General features: G+C 74.0%; 21 protein-coding genes. 12 read left to right on the top strand and 9 right to left on the bottom strand.

Features of this window, described 5'->3' with window-relative positions; translation table 11 throughout:
• Window positions 1–8 precede the first annotated feature (8 nt).
• Window positions 9–731 (bottom strand): uracil-DNA glycosylase, encoded by a 723-nt coding sequence (locus D1350_RS12090; protein WP_125776414.1) that lies wholly within the window; start codon window positions 729–731, stop codon window positions 9–11.
• Between the two features lie 163 nt (window positions 732–894).
• Between D1350_RS12090 and D1350_RS12085 the strand changes: the two genes are divergently transcribed.
• The 5 genes from D1350_RS12085 to groL all read left to right on the top strand — a co-directional run bounded on the left by D1350_RS12085 (window position 895) and on the right by groL (window position 5,898).
• Complete coding sequence (locus D1350_RS12085; RefSeq protein WP_125776413.1) at window positions 895–1,233, top strand: DUF3263 domain-containing protein; 339 nt, start codon at window positions 895–897, stop codon at window positions 1,231–1,233.
• A 43-nt stretch (window positions 1,234–1,276) separates the two neighbouring features.
• A complete protein-coding gene (locus tag D1350_RS12080; protein WP_125776247.1) occupies window positions 1,277–1,936 on the top strand; it encodes a LytR C-terminal domain-containing protein in 660 nt (219 codons plus the stop codon).
• Between the two features lie 300 nt (window positions 1,937–2,236).
• Window positions 2,237–2,440, top strand: a complete 204-nt coding sequence (locus D1350_RS12075; RefSeq protein ID WP_125776246.1) for a cold-shock protein — start codon at window positions 2,237–2,239, stop codon at window positions 2,438–2,440.
• A 106-nt stretch (window positions 2,441–2,546) separates the two neighbouring features.
• Window positions 2,547–4,091: a phytoene desaturase family protein gene (locus tag D1350_RS12070; RefSeq protein WP_125776245.1), complete on the top strand. Its 1,545-nt coding sequence runs from the start codon at window positions 2,547–2,549 to the stop codon at window positions 4,089–4,091.
• 181 nt (window positions 4,092–4,272) lie between these two features.
• On the top strand, window positions 4,273–5,898 hold the full coding sequence (groL, locus tag D1350_RS12065) for a chaperonin GroEL (protein WP_125776244.1): 1,626 nt from the start codon (window positions 4,273–4,275) through the stop codon (window positions 5,896–5,898).
• Between the two features lie 143 nt (window positions 5,899–6,041).
• On the opposite strand, the gene D1350_RS12060 is transcribed toward groL, so the two are convergent.
• The 4 genes from D1350_RS12060 to D1350_RS12045 form a co-directional block, all read right to left on the bottom strand.
• A complete protein-coding gene (locus D1350_RS12060; protein ID WP_125776243.1) occupies window positions 6,042–6,326 on the bottom strand; it encodes a WXG100 family type VII secretion target in 285 nt (94 codons plus the stop codon).
• Between the two features lie 190 nt (window positions 6,327–6,516).
• On the bottom strand, window positions 6,517–7,221 hold the full coding sequence (locus D1350_RS12055; RefSeq protein WP_125776242.1) for an HD domain-containing protein: 705 nt from the start codon (window positions 7,219–7,221) through the stop codon (window positions 6,517–6,519).
• A gap of 115 nt (window positions 7,222–7,336) precedes the next feature.
• Entirely contained in the window at window positions 7,337–8,830 is a 1,494-nt protein-coding gene (locus D1350_RS12050) for a sensor histidine kinase (protein WP_240644062.1), read from the bottom strand.
• Entirely contained in the window at window positions 8,823–9,560 is a 738-nt protein-coding gene (locus tag D1350_RS12045) for a response regulator transcription factor (RefSeq protein ID WP_125776240.1), read from the bottom strand. The genes D1350_RS12050 and D1350_RS12045 overlap by 8 nt, the downstream gene beginning before the upstream one ends.
• A 108-nt stretch (window positions 9,561–9,668) precedes the next feature.
• Between D1350_RS12045 and D1350_RS12040 the strand changes: the two genes are divergently transcribed.
• Together D1350_RS12040 and D1350_RS12035 are read left to right on the top strand one after the other, a co-directional pair.
• Window positions 9,669–11,846 carry a TPM domain-containing protein gene (locus D1350_RS12040; protein ID WP_240644060.1) on the top strand — a complete coding sequence of 726 codons (2,178 nt, stop codon included), beginning with the start codon at window positions 9,669–9,671 and terminating at the stop codon, window positions 11,844–11,846.
• Between the two features lie 59 nt (window positions 11,847–11,905).
• Window positions 11,906–12,724, top strand: coding sequence for a PspA/IM30 family protein (locus tag D1350_RS12035; protein ID WP_125776239.1), 819 nt, complete (start codon window positions 11,906–11,908; stop codon window positions 12,722–12,724).
• A 70-nt stretch (window positions 12,725–12,794) separates the two neighbouring features.
• Here the strand turns inward: D1350_RS12035 and D1350_RS12030 are convergent, their stop codons facing one another.
• On the bottom strand, window positions 12,795–13,520 hold the full coding sequence (locus tag D1350_RS12030) for a type 1 glutamine amidotransferase (protein ID WP_240644058.1): 726 nt from the start codon (window positions 13,518–13,520) through the stop codon (window positions 12,795–12,797).
• Between the two features lie 37 nt (window positions 13,521–13,557).
• Here D1350_RS12030 and D1350_RS12025 point away from each other — a divergent pair, with 37 nt between their 5' ends.
• The gene (locus D1350_RS12025; protein WP_125776237.1) at window positions 13,558–14,151 is read left to right on the top strand and encodes an NYN domain-containing protein; all 594 of its coding nucleotides are present in this window, start codon (window positions 13,558–13,560) and stop codon (window positions 14,149–14,151) included.
• An 84-nt stretch (window positions 14,152–14,235) separates the two neighbouring features.
• Here the strand turns inward: D1350_RS12025 and D1350_RS12020 are convergent, their stop codons facing one another.
• Both D1350_RS12020 and D1350_RS12015 read right to left on the bottom strand, forming a co-directional pair.
• On the bottom strand, window positions 14,236–15,936 hold the full coding sequence (locus D1350_RS12020; protein ID WP_125776236.1) for a DNA repair helicase XPB: 1,701 nt from the start codon (window positions 15,934–15,936) through the stop codon (window positions 14,236–14,238).
• Between the two features lie 9 nt (window positions 15,937–15,945).
• Entirely contained in the window at window positions 15,946–18,786 is a 2,841-nt protein-coding gene (locus D1350_RS12015; protein ID WP_125776235.1) for a helicase-associated domain-containing protein, read from the bottom strand.
• Window positions 18,787–19,005: 219 nt separating this feature from the next.
• Between D1350_RS12015 and D1350_RS12010 the strand changes: the two genes are divergently transcribed.
• From D1350_RS12010 to D1350_RS12000, 3 genes are read left to right on the top strand one after another with little or no spacing between them, the layout of a single operon-like run.
• Entirely contained in the window at window positions 19,006–19,380 is a 375-nt protein-coding gene (locus D1350_RS12010) for a cold-shock protein (RefSeq protein ID WP_125776234.1), read from the top strand.
• Between the two features lie 42 nt (window positions 19,381–19,422).
• Entirely contained in the window at window positions 19,423–21,018 is a 1,596-nt protein-coding gene (locus D1350_RS24755; RefSeq protein WP_276313730.1) for a DUF3027 domain-containing protein, read from the top strand.
• Window positions 21,015–24,278 (top strand): sacsin N-terminal ATP-binding-like domain-containing protein, encoded by a 3,264-nt coding sequence (locus D1350_RS12000; protein ID WP_125776233.1) that lies wholly within the window; start codon window positions 21,015–21,017, stop codon window positions 24,276–24,278. Before D1350_RS24755 ends, D1350_RS12000 begins: the two co-directional genes overlap by 4 nt.
• Here D1350_RS12000 and D1350_RS11995 read toward each other — a convergent pair.
• Complete coding sequence (locus D1350_RS11995; RefSeq protein ID WP_125776232.1) at window positions 24,275–24,526, bottom strand: DUF2530 domain-containing protein; 252 nt, start codon at window positions 24,524–24,526, stop codon at window positions 24,275–24,277. The genes D1350_RS12000 and D1350_RS11995 overlap by 4 nt on opposite strands.
• A 349-nt stretch (window positions 24,527–24,875) precedes the next feature.
• On the opposite strand from D1350_RS11995, the gene D1350_RS11990 reads away from it, so the two are divergent.
• Window positions 24,876–26,402, top strand: coding sequence for a sugar transferase (locus D1350_RS11990; RefSeq protein WP_240644057.1), 1,527 nt, complete (start codon window positions 24,876–24,878; stop codon window positions 26,400–26,402).
• Window positions 26,403–26,456 lie beyond the last annotated feature (54 nt).

Raw genomic sequence — 26,456 nt, 5'->3', positions numbered from 1 at the left:
GTGCGGCCTCAGGAGGAGGGCAGCGTCCAGTCGATCGGCGTGCCGCCCTGCGCCTGGAGCAGCTCGTTCACCCGGGTGAAAGGCCGGGACCCGAAGAAGCCGCGGTGCGCGGACAGGGGCGACGGGTGCGCGCTCTCGATGGAGGGGACCTCGCCCAGCCAGGGCTTGAGGGACTGGGCGTCCCGCCCCCACAGGATCGCGACCAGTGGGCCGCCGCGTGCGACGAGCGCCCGGATCGCCGCCTCCGTGACGGCCTCCCAGCCCTTGCCCCGGTGCGAGCCGGCCTCGCCCGGGCGCACGGTGAGCACCCTGTTCAGCAGCATCACGCCCTGGTCGGCCCAGGGGCGCAGGTCGCCGTTCGAGGGCAGCGGCGCCCCCACGTCCTCGCCGAGCTCCTTGTAGATGTTGGCGAGAGACTTCGGCACGGGGCGGACGGTGGGCTGCACCGAGAACGAGAGCCCCATGGGGTGCCCCGGCGTGGGGTAGGGGTCCTGGCCCACGACCAGCACCCGCACGTCGGCGAACGGGCGCTGGAACGCGGCGAGGATGTCACCCGGTGCGGGCAGATAAGCCCGCCCGGCGGCGGTCTCGGCGCGCAGGAAGTCGCCCATGGCGTGCACCTGGTCCTCGACGTCTGCCAGCGCCGCTGCCCAGTCGGGTGCGATGACCTGCGACAACGGAGGTCGGGGCGCTGGGGTGGCGCCTGCGGGCGCGGTCTGTTCGGTCGTCATCTCCACCCGGGCGACGCTACCGGTCCCCACCGACACGCGGGCAGGGGCGGGCGCCCGAGGTGACGTGGAGGTTCCGAGGAGGTCGCGCAGGTGTCCAGGAGGTGAATGACACTGGTGTGCTTCGGGCCTACTGTGGCGGTATGAGGAGCAGCCGATGAGCGAGATGGTGGTGACCGTGCCGGGCGCCCAGCCCACCGTCGTCCAGGTGGTGGAACCCCAGGTCGAAGCGCCTTCCGAGGGCGCGGCCGCAGGGCTCGACGACCGTGAGCGGGAGATCCTCGCCTTCGAGCGCCAGTGGTGGAAGTACGCCGGCGCGAAGGAGGAGGCGGTGCGTGATCTCTTCGGCATGTCGGCCACTCGCTACTACCAGGTTCTCAATACCCTGATCGACTCCCCGGCCGCGCTCGCGCACGACCCGTTGCTGGTCAAACGCCTGCGTCGCCTCCGATCCACCCGCCAGCGGGCCCGTTCCGGGCATCGCCTCGCGGACGAGAAGGGCTGAGGCCGGTCACCCGGCCCCAGGCTGACCCGCTACCCTTTCCGCCGTGACCAAGAGCGCGTACCCCTACCCGCCCGACGAGTTTGACGTCGCCGTGCCCGGTGGCGCCCCGGTCGGGGTGCACCGTGCTCCACGCAGCGGCTGGAGCTCGGCGTGGCCCTTCCTCCTCGTCGCGGTGGTCTGCGCCGTGGTCGCGTGGGGCGTGATCTCGTTCATCATCGGACAGGACGGTCCGGCCGACGCCGACACGCCGACGGGTACGTCGACCGTCGCTGCGACCGACGCGCCGACCGACCCGTCGGCGGCGGCTACCGACCCGGCTGTCTCGCCCTCGCCGGAGGCGCCGCCCGCACCCGACGTCGCCGCTCTGATGGCTGCGGGCGACCCGGCCGCGACGATCTGGGTCTACAACTACAGCGGCAACGTGGCCACCGTCGACAAGCTCGCTGCCAAGACCGTTGGTTACCTGGAGCCCTGGGGCTTCACGAACGCCGAGCCGATCTCGGACGACGCCGCGGAAGGCGCCGACGCGACGGCGAACACGATCTACTACGGCGAGAACCGTGCGAACGAGGCCAAGGCGGCCGCGGCGATCCTCGGCATCCCTGAGGCTCAGCTCGTCATGTCCGAGGCTGTCACCGCCTCGCCGCAGGCACTCTGGGTCGTTATGGTCACCGACGTCACGCCGCAGGTCCCGGCAGGCTGACCCGCACTTCACCCGGCTTCGCCGCCCACCGCTCCGTCACGTACCCGAAGGCCGTCGTCCACCCGGACGGCGGCCTTCGGGGCATTTTGGCACTCTGTCTGGGTCGCCCCGTATTACGCCCGCGATCCTGTCCGCTCGCGGCGAACCCGCCTGAGCTCTGCCGCGCTGGCCTGCGCGTTCGCTGATCGCGAAAAGCGACATACGGGATAATGAGCCTTCCGTGGTGTGAGACGGACCACTACGCTCGAACCACCACGGGTCGACCGAGTGTCCCGTGCGAGAGGTACAAGGAGAAAGACAATGGCCCAGGGCACCGTCAAGTGGTTCAACGCGGAGAAGGGGTATGGCTTCATCACCCCGACCTCCGGTGGGCAGGACCTCTTCGTCCACTACAGCGCCATCGAGACCGACGGCTACCGCACCCTCGACGAGGGCCAGTCCGTCGAGTTCGAGGTGGGGCAGGGACAGAAGGGCCCGCAGGCGGAGCAGGTCCGTCCGCTCTGACGCGACGGGAACCTGACCGAGGGGCAGACGGGCGGGATCGCCCGCCCGTCGCCCGCCCCCGCCACCCCTGTCAGCGCTCGATGCCGAGGTCTGCTGTGATGGGTGCATGACTCTGCTCGACGCCGTGGTGGTCGGCTCGGGACCCAACGGCCTCGCCGCCGCGGTGACCCTTGCCCGCGCCGGCCTCTCCGTCCGGGTCCTCGAGGCCCAGCCCACGATCGGCGGGGGCTCACGGACGCTCCCCGGCCTCGCGGGCAGGCCGGAGCTCCTGCACGACGTCTGCTCCGCCGTGCATCCCATGGCGTGGTCCTCGCCCTTCCTGCGCGCCTTCGACCTCGCGGCCCGGGGCGTCGAGCTCAGGACTCCGGACATCTCCTACGCCCAGCCCCTCGACGGCGGCCGGGCGGGCCTGGCGTATCACGACCTCGACCGCACGGTCGAGGCGCTGGGCCCGGACGGCCCGGCCTGGCGCAGCCTGGTCGGGCCGCTCACCGCGGGCTGGGAGCACGTGGCGGCGGTCGCGCTCGGTGACCGCCGCACGATCATGGGCATGACCGGCACCACCGGCGTGCCCATGGGGGCACGGACGACGTCGGGCCCCGGGCTGCTCGGGACGCTCGGCGCGGTCCTCGGTGCGGCCGGTCCCGGCCTGCGGTTCGGCGGCGGGCTCCTCGAGCAGGGCACCGCCCTGTGGGGCCGGCGCTTCTCCGGCGACGTGGCGCCCGCGCTGCTGACCGGGGTGGCCGCCCACTCCATCGCGCCGCTGCCGTCGCTCGCGGCGGCGGGCACGGCCCTGCTGCTGGCCGCCCTCGCGCACGGGCCGGGCGGCTGGCCGCTGCCGGTCGGAGGTTCGGGGGCGATCGTCGCGGCGCTGGTCCAGGACCTCCTGGAGCACGGCGGGGAGGTCGAGACGGACCGCGAGGTCCGGACCGCGCGCGACCTCCCGCCCGCGCGGACGTACTTCTTCGACACGGCGCCGGGTGCGGTCGCGCGGATCATGGGGACGCGGCTCTCGCCGCGGGCACGTGCGGCCTTCGGCCGCTTCCGGCACGGCAACGCCGCGGCCAAGGTGGACTTCGCGCTGTCGGGGCCGGTCCCGTGGGCGGTGCCCGACGTCGGACGCGCGGGAACCGTCCACGTCGGCGGCAGCCGTCCACAGCTGGCCGCCGCGGAGCGCGAGGTGGCGCGCGGGCGGCACGCGGAGCAGCCGGTGGTGCTGGTGAGCGACCCGGTCGTGACGGACCCCGGCCGGGCGGCGGGCGGGCTGCGGCCCCTGTGGACGTACGCGCACGTCCCCGCAGGGTCGGACGTCGACATGACCGAGGCGGTGACAGCGCAGCTCGAGCGGTTCGCGCCAGGATTCCGGGACGTGGTGGTGTCGGCGCGGTGCGTGCCTGCGTCGCGGATGCCGCTGCACGACGCCAACTACGTGGGTGGCGACATCGCGGCGGGCGCTGTGACGATGGCGCGGATGCTCGCGTCGCCCGCGGGCGGGTGGGAGCCGTACTTCGGGGGCGCCGAGGGCGTCTACCTCTGCTCCGCGTCCGCACCACCTGGCCCCGGGGTGCACGGTATGGGCGGCTGGCACGCGGCCCGTCGGGCACTGCGCCGCGAGTTCGACGTGCGCCGGTCACCGTCCCTCGCGCCCTGAGGCGCCTTGCACTCTCCGGTCGAGAGTGCCAATAATGGGTTAGCACTCTCGCACTGAGAGTGACAAGCAAGGTCGAACGGTGAGGCCTGCTGCCTCGGCGAGACATGGACGCCGAGGCGGAGGGTCGTCCGTCGCGGGCGCCGGCCGACCGACACACGCCACCAGCGGAGGATTTTTCCCCATGGCCAAGATCATCGCGTTCGACGAGGAAGCTCGTCGGGGCATGGAGCGAGGGCTCAACGTCCTCGCAGACACCGTCAAGGTCACCCTCGGCCCGAAGGGCCGCAACGTCGTGCTCGACAAGAAGTGGGGCGCGCCGACGATCACGAACGACGGCGTCTCCATCGCCAAGGAGATCGAGCTCGACGACCCGTTCGAGAAGATCGGCGCCGAGCTCGTCAAGGAGGTCGCCAAGAAGACCGACGACGTCGCAGGTGACGGCACCACCACCGCGACCGTCCTCGCTCAGGCGCTCGTCAAGGAGGGCCTGCGCGTCGTTGCCGCCGGCGCCAACCCGATCGCCATCAAGCGTGGCATCGAGAAGGCCGTCGAGGCCGTGACCGAGCAGCTGCTCATCGCCGCCAAGGACATCGAGACCAAGGAGGAGATCGCTGCCACGGCCGCCATCTCCGCCGGCGACACCGCGATCGGCGAGCTCATCGCCGAGGCCCTCGACAAGGTGGGCAAGGAAGGTGTCATCACGGTCGAGGAGTCGAACACCTTCGGCCTGGAGCTCGAGCTCACCGAGGGCATGCGCTTCGACAAGGGCTTCCTCGCTCGCTACTTCGAGACGGACCCTGAGCGCCAGGAGGCCGTGCTCGAGGACCCGTACGTCCTGATCGTCGAGTCGAAGATCTCGAACGTCAAGGACATGCTCCCGGTCCTGGACCAGGTCATGAAGTCGGGCCGCTCGCTGCTCATCATCGCCGAGGACGTCGAGGGCGAGGCCCTCGCGACCCTGGTGCTGAACAAGATCCGCGGCACCTTCAAGTCCGTCGCCGTCAAGGCCCCGGGCTTCGGCGACCGTCGCAAGGCCATGCTCCAGGACATCGCGATCCTCACCGGCGGCCAGGTCATCACCGAGACGGTGGGCCTCAAGCTCGAGAACGCGACGCTGGACCTGCTCGGCCAGGCGCGCAAGGTCGTCGTCACCAAGGACGAGACCACGATCGTCGAGGGTGCCGGCGAGGCCGACCTCATCGCCGGTCGCGTGAACCAGATCCGCAGCGAGATCGAGAAGTCGGACTCCGACTACGACCGCGAGAAGCTCCAGGAGCGTCTCGCGAAGCTGGCCGGCGGCGTGGCCGTCATCAAGGCCGGCGCTGCCACCGAGGTGGAGCTCAAGGAGCGCAAGCACCGCATCGAGGACGCCGTGCGCAACGCCAAGGCTGCCGTCGAGGAGGGCATCGTCGCCGGTGGTGGCGTGGCCCTCATCCAGGCCGGTGCCATCGCGTTCGCGAAGCTCGAGCTCGAGGGTGACGAGGCCATCGGTGCGCAGATCGTTGCCGCCTCGATCTCGGCACCGCTCAAGCAGATCGCCATCAACGCCGGCCTCGAGGGCGGCGTCGTGGCGGAGAAGGTCCGCAACCTCCCGTCGGGTCACGGCCTCAACGCCGCGACCGGCGTGTACGAGGACCTGCTCGCCGCGGGCGTCAACGACCCGGTGAAGGTGACGCGTTCCGCGCTCCAGAACGCCGCGTCGATCGCCGCGCTGTTCCTCACCACGGAGGCCGTCGTGGCCGACAAGCCGGAGCGCAACGCCCCGGCCCAGGGTGGCGACGGCGGCATGGGCGGCATGGACTTCTAAGTCCTGCCCCTCGCTGACGACGGAAGCCGTCTCCCCTTCGGGGGAGGCGGCTTCCGACGTAGGCGGAGCAGACGGCTCAGGCGCCGTAGGCGGAGCGGACGGCTCAGGCGCCGTAGGCGGAGCGGACGGCTCAGGCGCCGTTGTCACGTGAACAGCCGCGTCGCCTGCACCTCCGCGTCCGCGTAGGTCTGCGCGGCGGCCGCCAGGGCCGCCTGGATCGCGTCGAGCGCCGACTCCACCTGCGCCTGCGCCGCGCGCCACTGGCCGACCGTGCCGGAGAACGCCGTCGCGGCGCCGCCGTGCCAGCTGCCCTGCAGTCCCTCCAGGTTGCGCATCAGCCCTCCGACCTCCGCCCGCACGGTCGCGACGGAACCCGCCACCGCCGCGCTCGCCAGGCCTACCTGCTCGCTGTCGACCTCGAACCTCATCACGCCCCCTCTCCGGGCCGGTGGACCCGGCCCTGCCCGGACCTTCCGGGCGCCTGCCCGGACCTCCCGGGCATCGTCGACGCTAGCCAGGCGGGGACGACGTCGGGCGGCGTGGTGGGGGAGCTGTGCACAGAGCCGGCCCGGACGCTGTTGTGGTCGGCGTCCGGGCCAGGTGGCGGCGTGCGAGCGGTCAGCCCGCCTGCTGGAGCTTGCGCTGCTCCTTCGTCAGGCGGTGCAGCTCGGCGTCGAGGTTCTGCCGCGCGGGCTCCTCCCACGCGGCGCCCATCGGGCTGAAGAACAGCGACTCGCGGGCGAGCAGCTTGCTGATGATCTTGATGCGGGCGTTGAGGTAGTCCTCGAGCGGGATGTGGGCGTACTCCGCCCGCACGTCCGCCGTGTACTCCTTGTAGCGCTGGGGCTCCGAGGCGAGCATCGCCAGGTCGGCGTCGTTGAGCACCGCGGCGTCGAAGTCCGTGGGGTCGGGGGCGTGCCGCAGGAGCCCGTTCACGAGGTGCGCCACGCGGTCTGCCGACGCCTCGGGCACCCCGAGGCTCATGAGCTCGGTGCGGGCGAGCTCGGCGCTCTCGTGCGTCTGCTCGCCGCCGCTCTCCGCGTAGGCGGCCTTGCGCTCGGCGTCGAACACTGCCCCGTGGTACCAGGCGGCGAGGCGCACCAGCTCGGGCTTGTGCGTCTCCTGGGCCAGCTCGTCGACCCGGTGCAGCACGGCCGCGAGGTGGCGGAGGTTGTGGAAGTGGCGGTTCTCGGCGGTCCAGCGGTCGATGAGGGCCTGCCCGACCCGGCGGATCTCGTCCTCCGGTGCGGTGGCGCCTGCTCCGACGGCGCTGCGGACGAATGACGAGAGGAACCACTGTGGTGCGTCGTGCAAGACGCCCATGAGTATCAGGCCTTCGGCTCGGGTGCAGTCGTCTCTCTCCAGCGTACGACCGATGGCCGGGCCGGGGACGGCGCATCATCGTAGCCGGACGGGCGTGTCCGGCGTCAGCGCCCGATCAGGCTCCCAGCGGGAGCCGCACGCTGACCGTCAGGCCGCCGCCCGGGGTGGGCGTCACCTCGACGTGGCCGTCGTGCGCGCCCACGATCGCGGCGACGATCGCGAGGCCCAGCCCCGAGCCGCCGGACTCGCGCGTGCGCGACGAGTCCGCCCGGTAGAACCGCTCGAAGATGCGCTCGGCCTGCTCCGGGGTGACGCCCGGACCGTGGTCGCGGACCTCGAGCACGGCCACGCCGTCGGAGGCCCCCGGGGCGGTCCCCAGGGCGATCTCGACGGGCGTGCCGGCCGGCGTGTGCCGTGCGACGTTGCCGATCAGGTTGGTGAGGACCTGGCGGAGCCGGTCGGCGTCGCCGGTGACCACCACCGACGCGGGGACGTCGCCGGACGCGAGCGGGACGAGGCGGACGTCGCGCGTCGGGTCCAGGGCGTGCAGGTCCTGGGCGGACTCGCGGGCGAGGGCGGCCAGGTCGACGGGCTCGTGCGCCACGGGCCGGCCCTCGTCGAGGCGCGCCAGGACCAGCAGGTCGTTCACGAGGGTGCCCATGCGTCGCGCGGCGTCCTCGATCCGGCCCATGGTGTCGTCCACCTTGTCGGCGCTGTCCAGCGCCCCCATCCGGTACAGCTCGCCATAGCCGCGGATGGTCGCGAGCGGGGTCCGCAGCTCGTGCGACGCGTCGGAGACGAACCGGCGCATCCGGCTCTCGGACGCCTCCTGGGCGGAGAAGGCCTGCTCGATCTGCGCGAGCATCGTGTTGAGGGACGCGGACAGCGAGCCCACCTCGGTGGACGACGGCGTTGCGGGGACCCGGCGCGAGAGGTCGCCCGCGGCGATGTCGGCCGCCGTCTCCTCGATCTCCCGCAAGGGCCGCAAGGACCTCTTGACGAGCAGCCAGGCCGCGAGGCCCCCCGCGACGACGATCCCCAGGCCCGTCAGGGCCAGCGACCGGGCGAGGAACGACACCGTCTCCTGGATGCCCGACAGTGGGAGCGCCACGAACGCGGTGCCGCCGATCTCGCAGGCGCGGCAGTCGCGGTACGGAAACATCACGACGCGCCACTCGCCGGGCTTGTCGCCGCCGTGGGCGGTGACGGTGAACGGCGCGCCCTTCCGGTCGATCGCCTCGCGGGGCGTGACCGCCGGCATCGTGGGCGTGCCGTAGAGGTCGGTCGTGGGGGTGTACCGCAGCGGGTACTCCGTGCCGTCGGCGGTCCGGGCCAGCACGTAGTAGTCGCTGGGGAGCGGGCTGCTCACCTGCTGGCTGAGCGACGCCTCCGCGACGCTCGCCGCGGAGTACTCGAGCTGCGAGTCGACCTGGCCCACGAGGTAGTCGGACACCACCGTCCGCGTGACCACCGAGGCCACGAAGAGCCCGGCGGCGAGCAGGAGCACGATGATGGCGACCAGCCGGGCGCGCAGGGGTACGGACGCGAACAGGCCGGGAAGGCCTGCGGGACCGCGTCGGGACGGGACCGGGAGGCTCAGCTCAGGCACGGGTGGTCTGGGGCGCGCGCAGGAGATACCCCACGCCGCGCTTGGTGTGGATCAGCGGCGGCAGCGTGGCCTCGCCGTCGGCCGACGGGACCGTCAGGTTGTCCACCTTGCGGCGCAGGTACGAGATGTAGGACTCGACGATGTTGGCGTCGCCGCCCCAGTCGTACTGCCACACGTGGTCGAGGATCTGCGACTTCGAGAGCACTCGCCCGGCGTTCAGCATGAGGTAGCGCAGGAGCTTGAACTCCGTGGGGGAGAGGTCGATCTCGATGCCCGCTCGGCGCACCTCGTGGGAGTCCTCGTCGAGCTCGAGGTCGCCGACGCGGAGGATGGCGCTGTCGTCGGGCACGGGGGCGCCGGTGCGGCGCAGCACGGCCCGGATGCGGGCCACGACCTCCTCCAGGCTGAACGGCTTGGTGACGTAGTCGTCCCCGCCGACGGTGAGCCCCTGGACCTTGTCCTGGGTGTCGTCACGCGCGGTGAGGAACACGACGGGCGTGTGCCGGCCGGTCTCGCGCATGCGCCGGGTCACGGTGAAGCCGTCCATGTCGGGCAGCATCACGTCGAGGACCACGAGGTCCGGCTCCAGGTCGCGTACGAGCTGGAGCGCGCCGTTGCCGTCGGCGGCCGCATGGACCTCGAAACCCGCGAAACGCAGGGACGTGGAGAGCAGCTCGCGGATGTTGGGCTCGTCGTCCACGACGACCAGCCGCGCCTCGGGAGTGGACATGTCTCCAGTGTGCGCCCGCAGTCTGGAGGTTGCCTGGGGTTGGCTGGAGGTTGCCTGGACGCAACCTCTCCGATTGCGTCGGCCGGTCGTGGGCGCGACGATCGGGGCGTGTCAGCCTCCAGCGCTCCTTCCGTCCCTGCCGACCATACGGACAGTCCTGTGCGCCGCGCCGCCGCATGGGCAGCCACGGCGGTCGTCGTCCTGACCGGCGCGGCCGGGTCGCTCGCCGGGCTCCAGGTCGCGGCCGCGGCGCCGTCGGCCGAGCCGACGCCGTCGCCCGTCCCCGCGCTGCTGTCCTCCGCCCACGCGGCGACGATGCCGGACGTGCTGCCGGCCTCCCCGCCCCTCGTGCTCGGCTCGGAGATCACGGACGACGCCGACGCCCTGTCCGACGAGGACACCGCCGACGTCCAGGCCGCGCTCGACCGCCTCGCCGAGGGGTCGAACCTCCAGCTCTTCGTGGTCTACGTGACGAGCTTCGACGGCGCCGACCCGATCGACTGGGCCAACGCGACGGCCAACAACTCGGGCCTGGGCGTGGACGACATGCTCCTCGCCGTCGCCACGGAGGACCGCGTCTACGGGTTCTCCGTCGACGTCAACGTCGACCTCACGGACGGCGAGATCGACGAGATCGAGGCCGCGACCGAGGACCAGCTCCGCGAGGACGACTGGGCCGGGGCGGCAGTGGTCGCCGCGGACACGGCCCTCGAGGCCTCCACGGAGAGCGGTGGCGTGAGCACCGGGGCGATCGTCGGCGGGGTCGCGGGCGTCGCCGCCCTGGGCGCCGTCGGCTACGGGGTGTACCGGTCGCGCAAGCGCGCCGCCGCGCCCCCGGCACCGTCAGGCCCGTCGCCCGACCAGCTGGCCGGCCTGCCCACCGACGAGCTCGACCGCCGGGCCTCGTCCGCGCTGGTCGCCATCGACGACGCTGTGAAGACGTCGGAGCAGGAGCTCGGCTTCGCACAGGCGGAGTTCGGGCTGGAGGCCACCCGTGAGTTCGGTGACGTGCTCGCCAAGGCCAAGGCCGACGTGCAGCAGGCGTTCGCCCTGCGCCAGCAGCTCGACGACGAGGTGCCTGAGAGCGAGCCGGAGCGGCGGCAGCTCCTCACCCAGGTGATCGGGTTGTGCGACGGCGCGGCCGACGCCCTCGACGCGCAGACGGCAGCGTTCGACGACCTGCGCAAGCTCCAGGAGCGCGCCCCCGAGGTGCTCGACGACGTGGAGAAGCGGTCCGGGGAGATCTCGGCCCGCGTGGCCGTAGCCCGGCAGACGCTCGAGACGCTCGGCGCGACCTACCCGGCGACGGCGCTCGCGTCCGTCTCGGACAACCCCGGCCAGGCGGAGACCCTGATCAGGAACGCGCTCGACGCCGTCACGCAGGGCCGGGCAGCGCTCACGGCACGCAACCGGTCGGTGGCCGTGGCCCACGCCCGGGGCGCCCAGAACGCGCTCGGGCAGGCCGTCACGCTGCTCGACGCCGTCGGCTCCGCGGGCGAGGACCTCGCGTCCGCCGGGCCGCAGCTCGACAAGGCGATCGCCTCGATCTCGCAGGACATCGCCGACGCCGGCCGGCTCGCGCCGTCGGACCCCGCGGTGGGCGCGGCCTCCGCCGAGGCGCAGGCGGCTGTCGCCCAGGCCCGCGAGGCGCGCGAGGGCGGCGACCCGCTCGCCGCGCTCAGCCGGGTGGCCGCGGCCGAGGCGGCGCTCGACACCGTCCTCGCCCCGTCGCGCGAGCACGCGGAGGCGCGGGCGCGGGCGTCGGCCCTGCTGCGCGACACCCTCGGCCGGGTCGAGTCGCAGGTCCGCGCCACGAACGACTTCATCGAGACCCGGCGCAACGCCGTCGGCCCGGAGGCGCGCACGCGGCTCGCCGAGGCGATCCGCCTCGTGGGGGAGGCGCGCGCGATCCAGGCCGAGGACCCGGCCGCGGCGCTGCAGCGCGCCCAGCAGGCCGACTCCCTGGCCCAGCAGGCCGCCCAGCTCGCCCAGCGCGACACCGAGACGTGGTCCCAGCCCGGTAGCGGGACGAGCGGCGGCAGCTCCGGCATGGGCGGCATGGTGCTCGGGGGCATCCTGCTCGACTCCCTCCTGCGCGGGGGTGGAGGCGGCGGAGGCGGCGGCTGGTCGGGCGGGTTCGGCGGTGGAGGCTTCGGCGGGAGCCGCTCGCGGTCCCGCTCGGGCGGGATCGGCGGGGGCTTCGGCGGCGGCGGTTTCGGCGGCGGGCGCTCGTCGGGCAGGTCCGCGGGCGGCCGGGGCGGCCGGTCCCGCGGCGGGCGGTTCTGACCCACGCACCACTCAGGGCAACGGCAAGACTCCGCAAGGCAACCAAGGAAGGCGTCAAAATGGCCCAGAAGCAGAGCATCCTCGGCCGCGTGGCCCAGCTCGCGAAGGCGAACATCAACGCGATCATCGACCGCGCCGAGGATCCCCAGAAGATGCTGGACCAGCTGGTGCGCGACTACACGAACAGCATCGCGGAGGCCGAGCAGGCCGTCGCCGTGACGATCGGCAACCTGCGCCTCGCGGAGCAGGACTACAACGAGGACGTCTCAGCGGTACGCGAGTGGGGCAACAAGGCTGTCGCCGCGTCCCGCAAGGCCGACGAGCTGCGGAGCGCGGGCAACACCGCCGACGCCGACAAGTTCGACGCCCTGGCGAAGGTGGCGCTGCGGAAGCAGCTCGACGCCGAGGGCGAGGTCAGGCAGGCCGAGCCCATGATCGCCTCGCAGCGCGAGACCGTGGAGAAGCTCAAGAGCGGGCTCACGTCCATGAAGGACAAGTTGGGCGAGCTCCGGTCCAAGCGGGACTCGCTCGTGGCGCGGCAGAAGAGCGCCGAGGCGCAGCAGACCGTGCAGGGCGCCATCTCGTCGATCAACGTGCTGGATCCCACCAGCGAGCTGTCGCGCTTCGAGGACGCGGTACGGCGCGAGGAGGCGCTCGCGATGGGCCAGGCGGAGATCGCCGGCGCGTCGCTCGACGCCCAGTTCGCCGAGCTGGAGGCGAGCGACGACGAGACCGAGCTGGAGGCGCGGCTGGCCGCGCTCAAGGCGGGGTCGACGTCGGGGCCCGCGCTCAGCCCGACGCCGGTGACGCCCGAGGTCACCGCCGGCGCCCGGAGCGGCGCGGTCCAGGACGCCCCCGTGGACGCGTACGAGGAGTGACCCGCGCTGCCGAGGTAGTGCCTTCGTCGGACGGAGGCACTACCTCGGCGGGGTGGTTCCGGCGAGGTAGTCAGCTCGTCCGGGAGGCGTGAGCACGCACCTGGGCCAGGAACGCGTCGGCCAGCGCCTCGCCCGACGCCGCCATCTCGGCCGCGTGCGGGGTGAGCTCGTCGACCAGGGCGGCCGTGTCGACGTCGTCGTGCCCCTCCGCCCAGCGCAGCGCCAGCTCGACCGACGCCTCCGGGTGGAACTGCACGCCGAGCGCCGAGCCGAGGCGGAACGCCTGGTACGGGTACATCGCCGAGGCGCCGAGCCAGACGGCGCCGGCGGGGAGCTCCACCACGGCGTCGGCGTGCATGCTCACGAACTGGCCGACGGGCGCCTGGGCCCGGACCGGCCCGAGCACGGGGTCGGTCGCCGCGCCGTCGCGCCAGCGGACGGTGACGACGCCGGCTTCGCGCCCGGGCGGCGCCGCGACCTGGACGGCGCCGCCTCCGCCGACGGCGAGGAGCTGGGCGCCGAGGCAGATGCCGAGGGTCGGTACGCCGGACCGGGCGGCGTCGGCGAGCAGCGCGCGGGTGGCGGGGAGCCAGGGCGCCGCCGCGTCGTCGTAGGCCGACATCTGCCCGCCGAGCACCACGAGCCCGTCCCCGACCTCCTCGAGGGTGGGAACGTTCTCACCGGCGAAGGCAAGGACTAACCGGACATTCGTTCCCCATCGAGAGGCGAAGAGGTCCATCGGCACGTCGGGTGAGTTCTGGATCACCGTGATGCGCGGGAGCTGTTCCGTAGACACGGTCGCCCAAAGTACAACCCCGGATACGCTGGGGTCCATGTCAGTACCGTCATCCCAGGCCATCGTGACCCCGCGTCGCACGTATCTCATCGTCGACGGCGAGAACATCGACGCCACGCTCGGGATGAACGTGCTGGGCCGCCGTCCGGCTCCGGAGGAGCGTCCACGATGGGACCGCATCTCCGCGTTCGCCGAGAAGGTGTGGGACCAGGACGTCGTCCCGCTGTTCTTCCTCAACGCCACGTCCGGCCAGATGCCGATGCCGTTCGTGCAGGCGCTGCTGGCGATGGGCTACAAGCCGATCCCGCTGGCCGCGAACGGCACGGAGAAGGTCGTCGACGTCGGTATCCAGCGCACGCTGGAGGCGCTCGCCAGCCGCCCGGGGGACGTGCTCCTGGCCAGCCACGACGGCGACTTCCTGCCGCAGATCGAGGCCCTCCTCGACGACGACGACCGGCGCGTCGGCCTCCTCGGCTTCCGCGAGTTCGTCAACGCCCGGTTCGCTGACCTGACCGATCAGGGCCTCGAGATGTTCGACCTCGAGGGCAACGCGGACGCGTTCACCACCATGCTGCCGCGCGTCCGGATCATCCCGATCGACGAGTTCGACCCGCTGCGCTACATCCTCTGACCGACCCCCGCTGTGGGTACACGTATGGCCGCCGTTCCGCGAGGAAGGGCGGCCATACGTGTACCCACAGCGGAGAGGAGAGGGTCAGGCCGCCGGCTCCTCCTGCTCGCTCTCCGTGCCGAGGTCCTCCGCGTCGACGATGCGGTACGCGTACCCCTGCTCGGCCAGGAACCGCTGCCGGTGGGCGGCGAAGTCCTGGTCGACGGTGTCGCGCGCCACCACCGCGTAGAAGTGCGCGGTGCGCCCGTCGGCCTTGGGGCGCATGACGCGGCCGAGCCGCTGCGCCTCCTCCTGCCGCGAGCCGAAGGACCCGGAGACCTGGATCGCGACCGACGCCTCGGGCAGGTCGATGGAGAAGTTCGCCACCTTGGACACCACGAGGCGCGAGATCTCGCCCGACCGGAACGCCTCGAACAGGCGCTGGCGCTCGCGCACTGTCGTGGCGCCGGTGATGAGCGGCGCGTCGAGGTGCGTCGCGAGCTCCAGGAGCTGGTCGAGGTACTGCCCGATGACCAGCACCTGGTCGTCCGGGTGCCGCGCCACGAGCTGCTCGACGACGTGCTTCTTTCCGGCGGCCGAGGCTGCGAGCCGGTACTTGTCCTCGGGCTCGGCCGTCGCGTAGATCATCCGCTCGCTCTCGGGCATCGTGAGCCGCACCTCGACGCAGTCGGCGGGAGCGATGTAGCCCTGGGCCTCGATGTCCTTCCACGGCGCGTCGTACCGCTTCGGGCCGATCAGCGAGAACACCTCGTCCTCGCGGCCGTCCTCGCGCACGAGCGTGGCGGTGAGACCGAGCCGGCGCCGGGCCTGCAGGTCGGCCGTCATGCGGAAGATCGGCGCGGGCAGCAGGTGCACCTCGTCGTAGACCACGAGGCCCCAGTCGCGGGCGTCCAGCAGCTCGAGGTGCGTGTAGACGCCCTTCCGCTTGGTCGTGAGGACCTGGTAGGTCGCGATCGTGACCGGCTTGATCTCCTTGCGCGCGCCCGAGTACTCGCCGATCTCCTCCTCGGTGAGCGACGTGCGCCGCACCAGCTCGTCGCGCCACTGGCGCGCCGAGACGGTGTTGGTGACGAGGATCAGCGTGGTGGTCCCGGACTTCGCCATGGCACCCGCGCCGACGATCGTCTTCCCGGCGCCGCACGGCAGCACCACGACCCCCGACCCGCCGTGCCAGAACCCGTCCACCGCGTGCTCCTGGTACGGGCGCATCGACCACTCGCGGGGCGCCTCCCCAGGCGTACGGCCCGGGACGGTGGGCGAGAGCTCGATGGCGTGCTTCTCGCCGTCGACATACCCGGCGAGGTCCTCCGCGGGCCAGCCGAGCTTCACGAGCACCTGCTTGAGGTGGCCGCGCTCGGAGGGGTGCACCACGACCGTGAGGTCGTCGATGCGGTCACCCACCAGGCCGGCGGTCCGCTTGGACTTCAGCACCTCGGCCAGCACCGCGCGGTCCGTCGCGGTGAGCACGAGGCCGTGCACGGGGTGCGTGGCGAGCTGCAGACGGCCGTACCTCGCCATCGTCTCCGCCACGTCCACGAGCAGCGCGTGCGGCACGGGGTAGCGCGAGAACTCGATGAGGGTGTTGACCACCTGCTCCGCGTCGTGCCCGGCGGCCCGCGCGTTCCACAGCCCGAGCGGCGTGAGCCGGTAGGTGTGGACGTGCTCGGGCGCGCGCTCCAGCTCGGCGAAGGGCGCGATCCCGCGGCGCGCGTCACCGGCGCGTGGGTGGTCGACCTCGAGCAGGAGCGTCTTGTCGCTCTGCACGATGAGTGGGCCGTCGGTCATGCAGTCTCCTTAAGCTTCCACTGCCGCGATACGGTGCACGGCGATCGTCAGCTCAGCCTCGCGCAGCGGGTCCACGGCGCGCAGGCGCCCCCCGTCGAGGCGCAACGGCCTGAGCTCGCGACGCTCCAGGGTTCCCGACCGGCCTACCAGGTCCACCTGGACCTTCCGGCCGTCCCGGATCGCGTCACGCAAGAGCGCCAACGCGTCCGCCGGGTGCTGTGTTCCCCCGGCGGGTGCGGCGGTGGTCACGTCCGGCGCGGACGCGTCGTCCCCATCACGGTGCCCGACGCCGGTCGCTCGCCCGGGTGCACCACCCGCCTCGGGCGCGGACTCGACCGCGCGGTGGTGCCCGAAGCCGCGCTCCACCGGCTCGGCGGGCTGGACCGGCTCATCCGGCTGAGGCGCGTCCGGTCCGGCGGCTGGTGGCTCGCCGGCCGGCGCCGGCGACCCGGCGGCCGGGGGCGTGAGGGTCGGTGACGTGAGGATCGGTAACGCGGCCGGCCGGGGCGTCGAGATCGGCGCCGCCGGGGCGGGCCTGGCTGCCGGGTCCGCCGACCGCAGCACGGTCGACGTCGCGTTCCGGGCCGCCTCCCGGGCCGCCGCACGGGACTGGGCCGCGTCGCCCGCCGAGGCGTCGACGGCACGCAGCGTGGAGACGAGCGCGGCGTAGTCGGGCTCGGTCGAGACCGCCTCCGCCGTGGTGCGCCCGGAGGCGAGCGCCAGCGCGGAACGCCGTGCCGGGACCGCGCGGCGCGGCCGCGTCACCCGACGGACATCCACGACCTGCCCGTTCGGCCCCTCCACCGCCGAGACCATGCCGCGTGCCCGGAGGGCTTCGTGCAGCTCGCCCGCGTCCGCCGCGGCCGCCAGGACCGTGGGCGCGAGACGGACCAGGCCGAGGGAGGACAGGGACGGGTCGTGCTCGAGTCCCGCGAGCACCACCGGGTCGGCGGCGCGCAGGTAGCTGCCCGCCGAGCCCACGCGCACGGCGCCGTGGCGGCGCGCGGTGTCGCGCACCAGGTAGTCGAGCGGCTGGGGCAGGGGCACGGGGGAGCGTCGCGCCAGCTCGGTCAGCAGGCTGTCCGCGTCGGCGCCGTGGTCGAGCGCACGGGTGATCGTGGCCGCGGTGAACCGGACCGTGGTGGCCGCTCCGCGTGACTCGGTCTCCGACGTCTGCTCCAGCAGCCGCGCGAGGTCCCGCGACGGCCGCCCGGGCACGATCCCCGTGAGGTCGCCCTGCAGCAGGATCTCGTCCACCTCGTGGGGCAGGATCACCCGCACCGCGGCGGCGACCCGGTCGACCACCGGGACCACGCGTCCGCCGTCGGCCGACGGGGCCTCCTGCTCCTGGACGACCGTCTCCAGCAGCGCCCGCCCGGGCGCCGACAGCGCACCCGCGCCGGTGACCCCGAGCCACGAGGCCTCCATGAGGAGGCCGTCGACGGCACGCTCGGGCGGCACCGCGCGCGGCGTGCGCCAGGTGAGGACCTCGAGGACCTCGGCGGTGCTGAGCGCGGGCCGTTCCCCGCTGCTCGACGAGCCGTGCTGCAGCACCTCGAGGACCTGCGCGCGCAGGCGCGGGACCCATGGTCGCTGCAGGTCCGGGGAGAGCGGTGCGCGGAGCGTGCCCCGCTCGTCCCGGGTGCCGATCTGCCACGGGGTACGGCGGGTGAGCGCCCAGGCACGGGCGAGGACGGCCCACCGGTCGGCGTCGTCGAGGGTGGACCACGGCTCGGCCGCGTCGGTGGGCACGTAGGTGGGGGGAGCGTCGCCGTCGTCGACCACGAGACCCGCCAGGGCCGCCAGCTCGACCACGAAGGCCGCAGAAGCCTCGTCCGTCTCCATCGCGGTGGCGACGCGACGCAGGTCGCGCACGCCGAGGCCGCCCGTCCGCAGCTGCGGCGCCGGGGCGTCGTCCCAGGCGGAGACCAGCACGCCCACGCGGCGGACGATATCGAGGGCGGCGCCCGCCGCCTCGGCGTCGACCGTCGCCGCGGAGACCGGCCGGCCCTCGGGCCGGGGAGCCTGGGCCTGGAGGCGCTGATGGGTGCGGCCGCCGCGCAGGGCGAGACCTACGGCCCGCGGCAGGAGCACGTGGCGGGCGTCGGAGCGGACGAGGTAGCCGTTGCGGACCAGCCAGTCCACGGCGTCCCGTGGGCGGCTGCCCGGAGGCGGCACGACGCCGACCGGCGGGCCCCACGCCAGCGCGTCGAGGACGGCCCGGGCGCCCGCGGGGGCGTCGGGGCCGGGGAGGGGCCGGGGCGTCGTCGGCGGGTCCACGTCCGGGCCGAGGCCCGCCGGGTACGGGCCGAGCACCTCGTCGAGCCCTGGTGCGGGCCGCAGGTCGGGCCCGGCCGCGACGCCCGTCCGCCGGGCGGCTGACCTGCCCTGCGGCGACGGGCCGGCGGCGGACGGGATCGCGTCCCACAGCAGCGCCGCCTCCAGGGCACGCGCGATGCACTCCTCGACGAGCTGCCGCTCCTCGGGGTCCGCGCCGAGGGCCTCGGCGACTGCCGCAGGCGTCACCCGAGGACGAGCAGGCGAACCGCCCGTTGCGCGGGTTCCCGGCGGCGCCGGCGGCGTCCCGGGCTCCCGGACGGGTGGCGCGAGCGCCAGCACCGCCTCGAGGATCTGGAGCGTGAGCGCGTCGGACCGGGCCAGGGCACGTTCGAGCGACGTGCGGCTCGACGCCCGCGCGGCGAGCGACCGCAACGTGGACGGCGAGGGTGAACCGAGGTCGGGCCGGGCGCGCAACAGGGCGACGAGCGCGCCGTCGGGGCGCTCGCGGAGGGCGTCGGCGAAGTGCCGGGTGGGCGCCGACGGCGCGGGGTCGCGCAGCGTGGAGGCCATCGACGTGATGTTACGCGCCCTGGCTGCACGCTGGTTGCGCTCGTGTTGCGTCGAGGTTGCGCCGGCCGACGCACCGGTCCCGTTTTTTGCCTGCCGCCGAGACCGCTATCGATGCGACGGAGGGAGCGTGCGCCCGGTAACCTTGGAGGTCTGGCCCGAGGCCGCGCACCGCGCGCGCCGGGCACCGATGAGATTCCCACGAGCACGAACGAGGTTCCAGTGCCCACCGGCAAGGTCAAGTGGTTCGACACCGAGCGAGGTTTCGGCTTCATCGCCGCCGAGGACGGCGGCGAGGTGTTCTTGCACGCCTCCGCGCTGCCTGAGGGCGCCGCCCCCAAGCAGGGCGCCAAGGTGGAGTACAGCGTCGCGGACGGCAAGCGAGGTCCGCAGGCCCTCTCGGTGAGGCTGCTGGACCCAGCGCCGTCCATCAGCAAGGTGAAGCGCATGCCGCCGGTCGACATGGCGGTCCTGGTCGGCGACCTGATCCCGACCCTGGAGAAGACGGCGGACCAGCTGCGGAAGGGCAAGTACCCCGCGAACTCCGCCAAGCTCGCCCAGGTGCTGCGCAAGGTCGCGGACGACTTCGACGCCTGAGCCCGCTCAGGCCCCCACACGTGAGGCCCGTACATGGTGATCATGACTGCCGAGGCGGTCCCAGCCGTGCGTTCGCAGGCTCGGCGGGTCAGCGCCCGCACGAGCCGTGACGCCGTCCTGAACGGTGCCGTCGAGCTCGCCCGCGAGGCGGCTCAGGAGGTGGCCGAGCGCCCGCAGGACGTGGGCGAGCACCTTGGAACAGCCCTCGAGGACGACCGGGTGGTGTCCCACCGCTTTGCGGCCGCGATGAAGGGTTATCGCGGCTGGCACTGGACCGTCACCCTCGCGCGGATCCCGCGCAGCCGGTCGGCGACGGTCAGCGAGGTGGAGCTCCTGCCCGGCGACGAGGCGATCCTCGCTCCCGAGTGGCTGCCCTGGTCGGAGCGGCTGCGACCCGGGGACATCGGCACCGGCGACGTGCTGCCGTTCCGTCCCGACGACCCGCGCCTCGAGCCGGGCTTCGTCCCCACGGGCGACCCCGAGGTCGACGAGGTGGCGATCGACGAGCTGGCGCTCGCCCGCGCCCGCGTCCTGTCGCCGCAGGGCCGGGACGAGGCTGCCGATCGCTGGTACCGCGGTACTCGCGGCCCCACGGCCCCCGGTGCTGTCGCTGCCGCGGCGGAGTGCGTGAGCTGCGGGTACTTCATCCCGCTGCAGGGTGCCCTCGGTCAGCTGTTCGGGGTCTGCGCCAACCCGTGGTCCCCGGACGACGGCAAGGTCGTCTCCGTCGACCACGGCTGCGGCGCCCACTCCGAGACGGACGTGGACCCCCAGCCCAGCGACTGGCCGGCCCCCGCGCCGATCATCGACGAGCACGGCGTCGAGCTCGTCACGCTGCCCGACGGCGATCGCTCGCCCCGGGCGCGGCGCGCACCCGACGACGTGGTCGCCGAGGGCGCCGCTGCTGCCGCGCAGGACGTCGCCGTGGCCGAGCCGGTCGTGGTGGAGCCGGTCACGGTGGAGCCGGCGGCTGGGGCGGGGCCGGTCGTTGAGCCGGTGGCGGAGCCGGAGCCGGAGCCGGACGCGGTGGCGGAGCCGGAGCCGGTCGGGGCTGAGGCCGTCGAGCCGGAGCCTGTCGTCGCCGAGCCCGCCCCGAAGCGTCGCCGCACGCGGGCGATCCGGGTCGCTGAGTCGGTCGTTCCGGTCGTTCCGGTCGAGCCTGCGGAGTCTGTTGAGCCGGTGGCCGCGCAGACGCCAGAGGTCGTCGCCGAGGCCCTGGTGGCGGCCGAGCTGGTGGACGTCGTGCCGGAGCCGGTCCCGTCCGAGATGAGCACGTCGGCCGAGCCGGTCGCCGAGCCGGCCTCGCCGGTGCGTCGCCGTCGGCGGGCCACGGCACCGGCCGGCAGCACGGCCAGGACGTCGGAGCCGCTCGTGATCATCGAGCCGGCGCCCGTCGCGTCCGTCGCGCCCGCTGCTCCTGAGCAGGCCGAGCCCGCGCAGGCCGAGCCCGCGCAGGCCGAGCCCGCGCAGGCCGAGCCCGCGCAGTCGGCCGTCGAGCCAGAGGCGGAGCCGGTCGCGCCCGTCGCACCGGTGCGTCGCCGGCGGCGGGCCACGGCCCCGGCAGGCAGCCCCACCCGGGCGACTGCGCCGGCCGTCGTTCCCGAGCAGCCGACGTCGGGCAGCGACGGGAACGCGTGACCCACGACGCCTTCGGCACCGCCGCGCTGCGGCGCGCGGTGACCGAGGCGTGGCTCGCCTCGCCGACGCGCCTCCGGGAGGACGCGAACTCCGAGGAGGACCACGCACGCGGCTACTACCGCGACCGCGTCGTGGTCGAGCTGGCCCAGAACGCCGCCGATGCCGCGGCGCGGGCCGGAGCTCCCGGCCGGCTGTCGCTGCGCCTCGAGCCGGCCGACGACGGCTCCTGGCGCCTCGTCGCGAGCAACTCCGGGGCACCGCTCGACGCGGGCGGGGTGGCGTCGCTCGCGTCGCTCCGCGCGTCGTCGAAGGCGGGCGCGGCGGCGGTGCCGGTCCCGGACCACGACGTCGTCGGCCGGTTCGGGGTGGGCTTCGCGGCGGTGCGGTCGGTGTCGGACGAGGTGGTGGTCCGGTCCCGGTCGGGCGGCGTCCGCTTCTCGCTCTCGGAGACGCAGCAGCTGCTGCGCGAGGTGCCCGACGCTCCCGCGTGGGTGCAGGACCTGGTCCGGTCCCGGCCCGCTGCCCTGCCGGTGCTGCGGCTGCCCTTCCCCGCCCCGGCAACGCGGGACGACGAGCCGGACACCGTGGTGGAGCTCTCCCTGCGCGACGACGACGCGGTGGCCGCCGTACGCCGCCAGCTCGAGGCCGTCGACGACGCGCTGCTCCTCGCGCTGCCGGCCCTCGACGAGATCGTGGTGGAGGAGGCGCCCGCCGCCGGAGTCCGCTTCGAGAACGCCATCCGGCCCGCTCCGGACCCGAATGGCGGGCCGGATGGCGTTCTCGAAGCGGACACCCGGCGGCGGACTCTTCGCGACGTCGGCTCGCGCTGGCTCGCGTACCGCGCGGCGGGCCCGCTCGACCCCGATCCGGCGCTGCCGGTCGAGGCGCAGCGCACCGGCTGGACGGTCCTGTGGGCGGTGCCGCGCGCCGCGGGCCGGGGTGCCGCAGCGGGCGTCCGCACGGCTGCGGCCGGCCCACGGCTCCTGCACGCCCCCACACCCACGGACGTGCCGCTGTCGTTCCCGGCCCTGCTTATCGCGTCGTTCCCGGTGGACCCGGGCCGCCGCGGCGTGCTGCCCGGCGCGGCCACCGACCGGATCGCGACGGAGGCCGGCCGCGCGTACGCCGCGTTCGTCGGCGAGCTGGCGGCTGGCCCGCCCGCGGACGCCGGCCGCGCGGACGCCGGTCGCGCGGGCCCGGCCGGGCGCGCGGACGCCGGTCCGGTCGACGCTCTGGACCTGGTGCCCACGGGCCTTCCCGCGGGCGAGCTCGACTCGGCGATCCGTGACGCCGCGTCGCAGGCTCTCCGCGGCACCCCGCTCCTCCGAACCCCGGCCCCGGCCCCCGAAGCGCAGGAGGGGCTGGTCGCGCCTCAGGGGGCCGTGCTTCTCGGCGGGGACGTCGCCGAGGACCCGGCGGTCGCGCGTGCCCTCGCCCCGGCGGTGACCGGGTACTTCAGCGACGCAGGCGGGCCCGACCCGGTGCTCGTGGCCCTGCCGCGACGCCACCACGCGCTCGCGCGCCGCCTGGGCGCCCGGGCCGTCGACCTCGCCGACCTCCTGGCGGAGCTGCCCGTGGACCCCGCCACGGTCCGCGCGGCGCTCGACGCGCTCGCCCCGCACGTGGGCGACCCGGCAGTGCTCGAGGCGCTCGCGGGAGCCCCCGTCCCCCTCGCCGACGGCCGGACGGCCCGCGGCGCCCGCGGCACGGTGGTGCTCCCCACGGACGAGCTGCTGCGCCGGAGCACCGCTGTCCTCGGGGTGCGGGCGGTGCACCCGGACGCCGCGCACCCGGTCCTGTCCCGCGCGGGTGCTGTGCCGACGACGCCCCGGGCCCTGCTCGACGACGCGTCGGTCCGGGCGTCGTCGCTCGCCGCCGCGGACGAGATCCTCGAGGGCGACCTCGAGTGGCCGGGCACCCTGGAGACGACCGGCCCCTGGGCCGTCGTCGGCGCCACCCTGGGTCTCGCCCGTCTCGCGATCGAGGAGGACGCCGACGCGGCCCTCCCGTTCTGGCTGGGCGAGCTCCCCGTCGAGACCGCCGACGGCCTGGTCCCGCTCCGGGAGTCCGTCCTTCCCGGCACGCCCGCCGAACGGCTCCTCCCGGAGCTCGCCCCGGTGTCCGACGACGTGGTGCGCACCTGGGGCGCCGACGTCCTGGCCGCGGCGGGCGCCCGGGCGGACCTCGCCGTCTACCGGGTGCGCGACGTCGTCGTGCCGGAGCCCGGCGACGAGCCCGAGACCGGCCCGGACGACCCCGCCGGCTGGCTCCCCGCCTGGGACGAGTACCTGGAGCACCTGGGCGACCTGCTGGGCCCCGGCAGCTGGCTGGGCGACCTGGAGGCGGTCGCCGACCTGGACGCCACGGGCGACGACGACCCGGACGCCGGTCTCGCCGCGCTCCTCGCACGCATCGCGGCCGACCCGGCCGCCCGGCAGGCGCTCCTCACCCCGGTGCGGTCGCCCGACAGCGGCGGCAGCGCGCCGTCGTACACCGCGTGGTGGCTGCGCCGGGAGCTGGGCGCTCCCTTCGCGCTGCGCGCCGACGTCCCGCTCCTCCCGCCCGTCCCGGCCCCGGCCCGCGGCCTCGACGAGCCAGTCCTCCGCGCCGTGGGCGGCGTGGACGACCTGGAGGTGCTCGGCCCGGAGGACTGGCCGGTCCTCCTCACAGCTCTGCCCGACGCCGGAGCCCGCCTCCCGGCGCACGTCGCCCTCGCGCTGTGGCGGGGCCTGGCCGCGCTCGCGGCTGACGAGCGCGCCGAGCTGGATCCCCTGCCCGACCGGCTCCCGGCCCTCGGACCCGACGGTACGGCGGTGGTCGAGCGCGCCGACGACCTGGTGGTGGCGGCGTCGGCCCGATGGGCCCAGCTCGAGTGGGCGGACGGGAACGCCGTCGTCCCGGCCCCGGCCCGCGCCGCCCGGGCGCTCGCCGACCTGCTGGACCTCCCGCTGGTGGGTGACCAGGGCGACGTCGTACCCCCGGACTCCCCGGGGGCGCGCACGCCGCTCCACCCGCACGTGCGGGCGCTCTCGCCCGCGCTGCCCGAGGTGTGGTTCGCGCACGAGCGCCTCACGGTCGAGGGGCGGGAGGTCGCCTGGTGGCTCACCGCCGACGGGGCCGCCCACGCGACGGGGGTGACGGGCCTGGCCCGGGCGCTCGCCGAGGTGTCGGGGCTGGACCGTCTGCTGCTGGAGGCGGCGCTGCGGCAGCCGGAGCGCGCGGACGCGCTGACCGCCGAGTCGGCCTGGGAGCCTGCTTAGCCGGACCGGTCGTTGCGGTGGCGGCGGGCCCAGAGGAGCCCGGGACCACCGAGCAGGAACCCGGCGGCGCACGTCAGGACGGCCAGCAGGCTGGCTGAGTCCCTGGCGAACAGGATCAGCGTGACGACGAGCGCCACAGCCCACGCGCCCATGCCCAGGAGGACGACCCGGGTCAGGTCGGCGCGCGGCGGGGGAGGGCTCGGACGGCGCTTCTCCGGGTGCGCGAGCAGGCTCACGAATGACGGCACCTTGCCAGTCTAGGGAAGCGGCTCACGACTGGCCCGGGGATTGCCCGGAGCGATGGCCGACGGCGTGGTCGACAACCTCGGTGATCGGGTGAAACTCCAGGTCAGAGGCTAAAAATCTACCGGGTGAATCGACGGGTGAAAGGCCCCGGTTCGAGCACACGCCGGCGGGTCGGCGCTCTTAGCATCGTGATGGCCGCCCCGCCGTCGACGTTTCTCCGACCCACCCGCTCGGAACGCCCACCTGACGGCACGCCCCCCATCTGGGGTCGACCTTACGAGTTCATGCCCTTATGCCCGAATTTCCTGTGACCGCGCTCCGAGACGTCCGAGCCCCGAAAGGACCCTCATCGTGACGACACTGGACGAGCGACGAAGCATCCGGGAGCCCTGGCCCACGATGCGCCACGTCGCCACGCCCGAAGCTACCCTCCGTGCCCTCCGCAGGTCGATGCCGCGCGCCCGGTGGCAGACCTTCTACCGGGACCGCGTGCTTCTGAGCGACAGCCTCGTCGTGGTCCTGGCCGTCGCGGCCGCCCACCTGCTGCACTGGCAGCAGTTCGCCGACGCGCCGGTCCGGGACGGGTTCGGGCCCTGGTACTGGGCGATCTCCGCGCTCCTGGCGTGTCTGTGGATCAGCTCGCTCGCGATGGGCCGGGCGTACTCGACGCGGACGTTCGGCTCGGGGTTCACCGAGTACCAGCGGGTCTTCGACTCGACCTGGAAGCTGTTCGGCATCCTCGCGGTCGTCGCGTTCCTCGCCAGCTTCGGCGAGGCGCGCGCGTACCTCCTGTACGCGTTCCCGCTGGGCGCCGTCGCCCTCGTGCTGACGCGCTACGCCTGGCGCAAGCGGCTGCACCGCCGGCGTGACGTGCACGGGGAGTGCATGACCACCGTCGTCGCGATCGGTCACCGTGACCAGGCCGAGCGCCTCGTCGAACGCCTCAACCGCCACCCGTACCACGGGTACCGCGTGGTGGGGCTGTGCGTGCCTGACGGCGAGGCCAGCCTCGGAGAGACGATCCTCGACGTGCCCGTGCTCGGCGACCTGAGCCAGGCGGGCGAGGTCGCGGCGCTGGTCGGCGCGACGTCGGTCGCGGTGAGCGGCTCCGACGCCATGACCGCCGACGCCGTGCGGAGTCTCGGCTGGGAGCTCGAGTCCGCCGGGGTGGACCTGATGCTCACCGCGGAGCTGGCCGACGTCGCCGGCGCGCGCATCCACGTCACGCCGGCCACCGGGGTGTCGCTCCTGCACGTGGACGCGCCGCAGTTCGGCGGAGCCAAGTTCCTCGTGAAGGCGATCATCGACCGGGTGGCCGCCGCGCTGCTCGTCGTGCTGCTCCTGCCGGCTCTCCTGGTGGTCTCGATCGGCGTGATGATCGACGACCCGGGCTCCCCGTTCTTCCTCCAGAAGCGCGTGGGCAAGGGCGGCTCGGTGTTCACCATGATCAAGTTCCGCACCATGCGAGCGGGCTCCGACCGCGAGGTCTCGCAGCTCGCGGCGGCCAACGAGGCGGCCGGTGTGCTCTTCAAGGTGCGGGCCGACCCGCGCGTGACCCGGCTGGGGCGTCTGCTGCGGAAGTACTCGGTCGACGAGCTGCCGCAGCTGGTGAACGTGCTCCTCGGGAACATGAGCCTCGTGGGTCCGCGGCCGCCGCTGGAGCGCGAGGTGGTCCAGTACGGCCAGCGGATGCGGCGTCGTCTCCTCGTGAAGCCCGGGCTCACCGGACTGTGGCAGGTGACCGGCCGGTCCGACCTCTCCTGGGACGAGTCGGTCCGCCTCGACGTGTACTACGCGGAGAACTGGACGGTGCTCCAGGACCTGCTGATCCTCGCCAAGACGGCACGGGCCGTGGTCTCGAGCCGGGGAGCGTACTGAGGGTTCACCGCCGGGGTGATCGACAGGTGGTCCTCTGGTGCCGGGGGACCGTTG

It is taken from the genome of Antribacter gilvus (assembly GCF_003946865.1).
Taxonomy (GTDB): domain Bacteria; phylum Actinomycetota; class Actinomycetes; order Actinomycetales; family Cellulomonadaceae; genus Antribacter; species Antribacter gilvus.
Note: the sequence above shows the minus strand (reverse complement) of the source record. Positions and strands in the feature narration are given on the sequence as shown.

Coding starts and splice junctions, on each gene's coding strand:
- D1350_RS12060 (WP_125776243.1), bottom strand. CDS start 6,326: ATGAGGTTCGAGGTCGACAGCGAGCAGGTAGGCCTGGCGAGCGCGGCG.
- D1350_RS12085 (WP_125776413.1), top strand. CDS start 895: ATGGTGGTGACCGTGCCGGGCGCCCAGCCCACCGTCGTCCAGGTGGTG.
- D1350_RS24755 (WP_276313730.1), top strand. CDS start 19,423: ATGACTGCCGAGGCGGTCCCAGCCGTGCGTTCGCAGGCTCGGCGGGTC.
- D1350_RS12055 (WP_125776242.1), bottom strand. CDS start 7,221: ATGGGCGTCTTGCACGACGCACCACAGTGGTTCCTCTCGTCATTCGTC.
- D1350_RS12070 (WP_125776245.1), top strand. CDS start 2,547: ATGACTCTGCTCGACGCCGTGGTGGTCGGCTCGGGACCCAACGGCCTC.
- D1350_RS12015 (WP_125776235.1), bottom strand. CDS start 18,786: ATGGCCTCCACGCTGCGCGACCCCGCGCCGTCGGCGCCCACCCGGCAC.
- D1350_RS12025 (WP_125776237.1), top strand. CDS start 13,558: ATGTCAGTACCGTCATCCCAGGCCATCGTGACCCCGCGTCGCACGTAT.
- D1350_RS12045 (WP_125776240.1), bottom strand. CDS start 9,560: ATGTCCACTCCCGAGGCGCGGCTGGTCGTCGTGGACGACGAGCCCAAC.
- D1350_RS12020 (WP_125776236.1), bottom strand. CDS start 15,936: ATGACCGACGGCCCACTCATCGTGCAGAGCGACAAGACGCTCCTGCTC.
- groL (WP_125776244.1), top strand. CDS start 4,273: ATGGCCAAGATCATCGCGTTCGACGAGGAAGCTCGTCGGGGCATGGAG.
- D1350_RS12075 (WP_125776246.1), top strand. CDS start 2,237: ATGGCCCAGGGCACCGTCAAGTGGTTCAACGCGGAGAAGGGGTATGGC.
- D1350_RS12090 (WP_125776414.1), bottom strand. CDS start 731: ATGACGACCGAACAGACCGCGCCCGCAGGCGCCACCCCAGCGCCCCGA.
- D1350_RS12035 (WP_125776239.1), top strand. CDS start 11,906: ATGGCCCAGAAGCAGAGCATCCTCGGCCGCGTGGCCCAGCTCGCGAAG.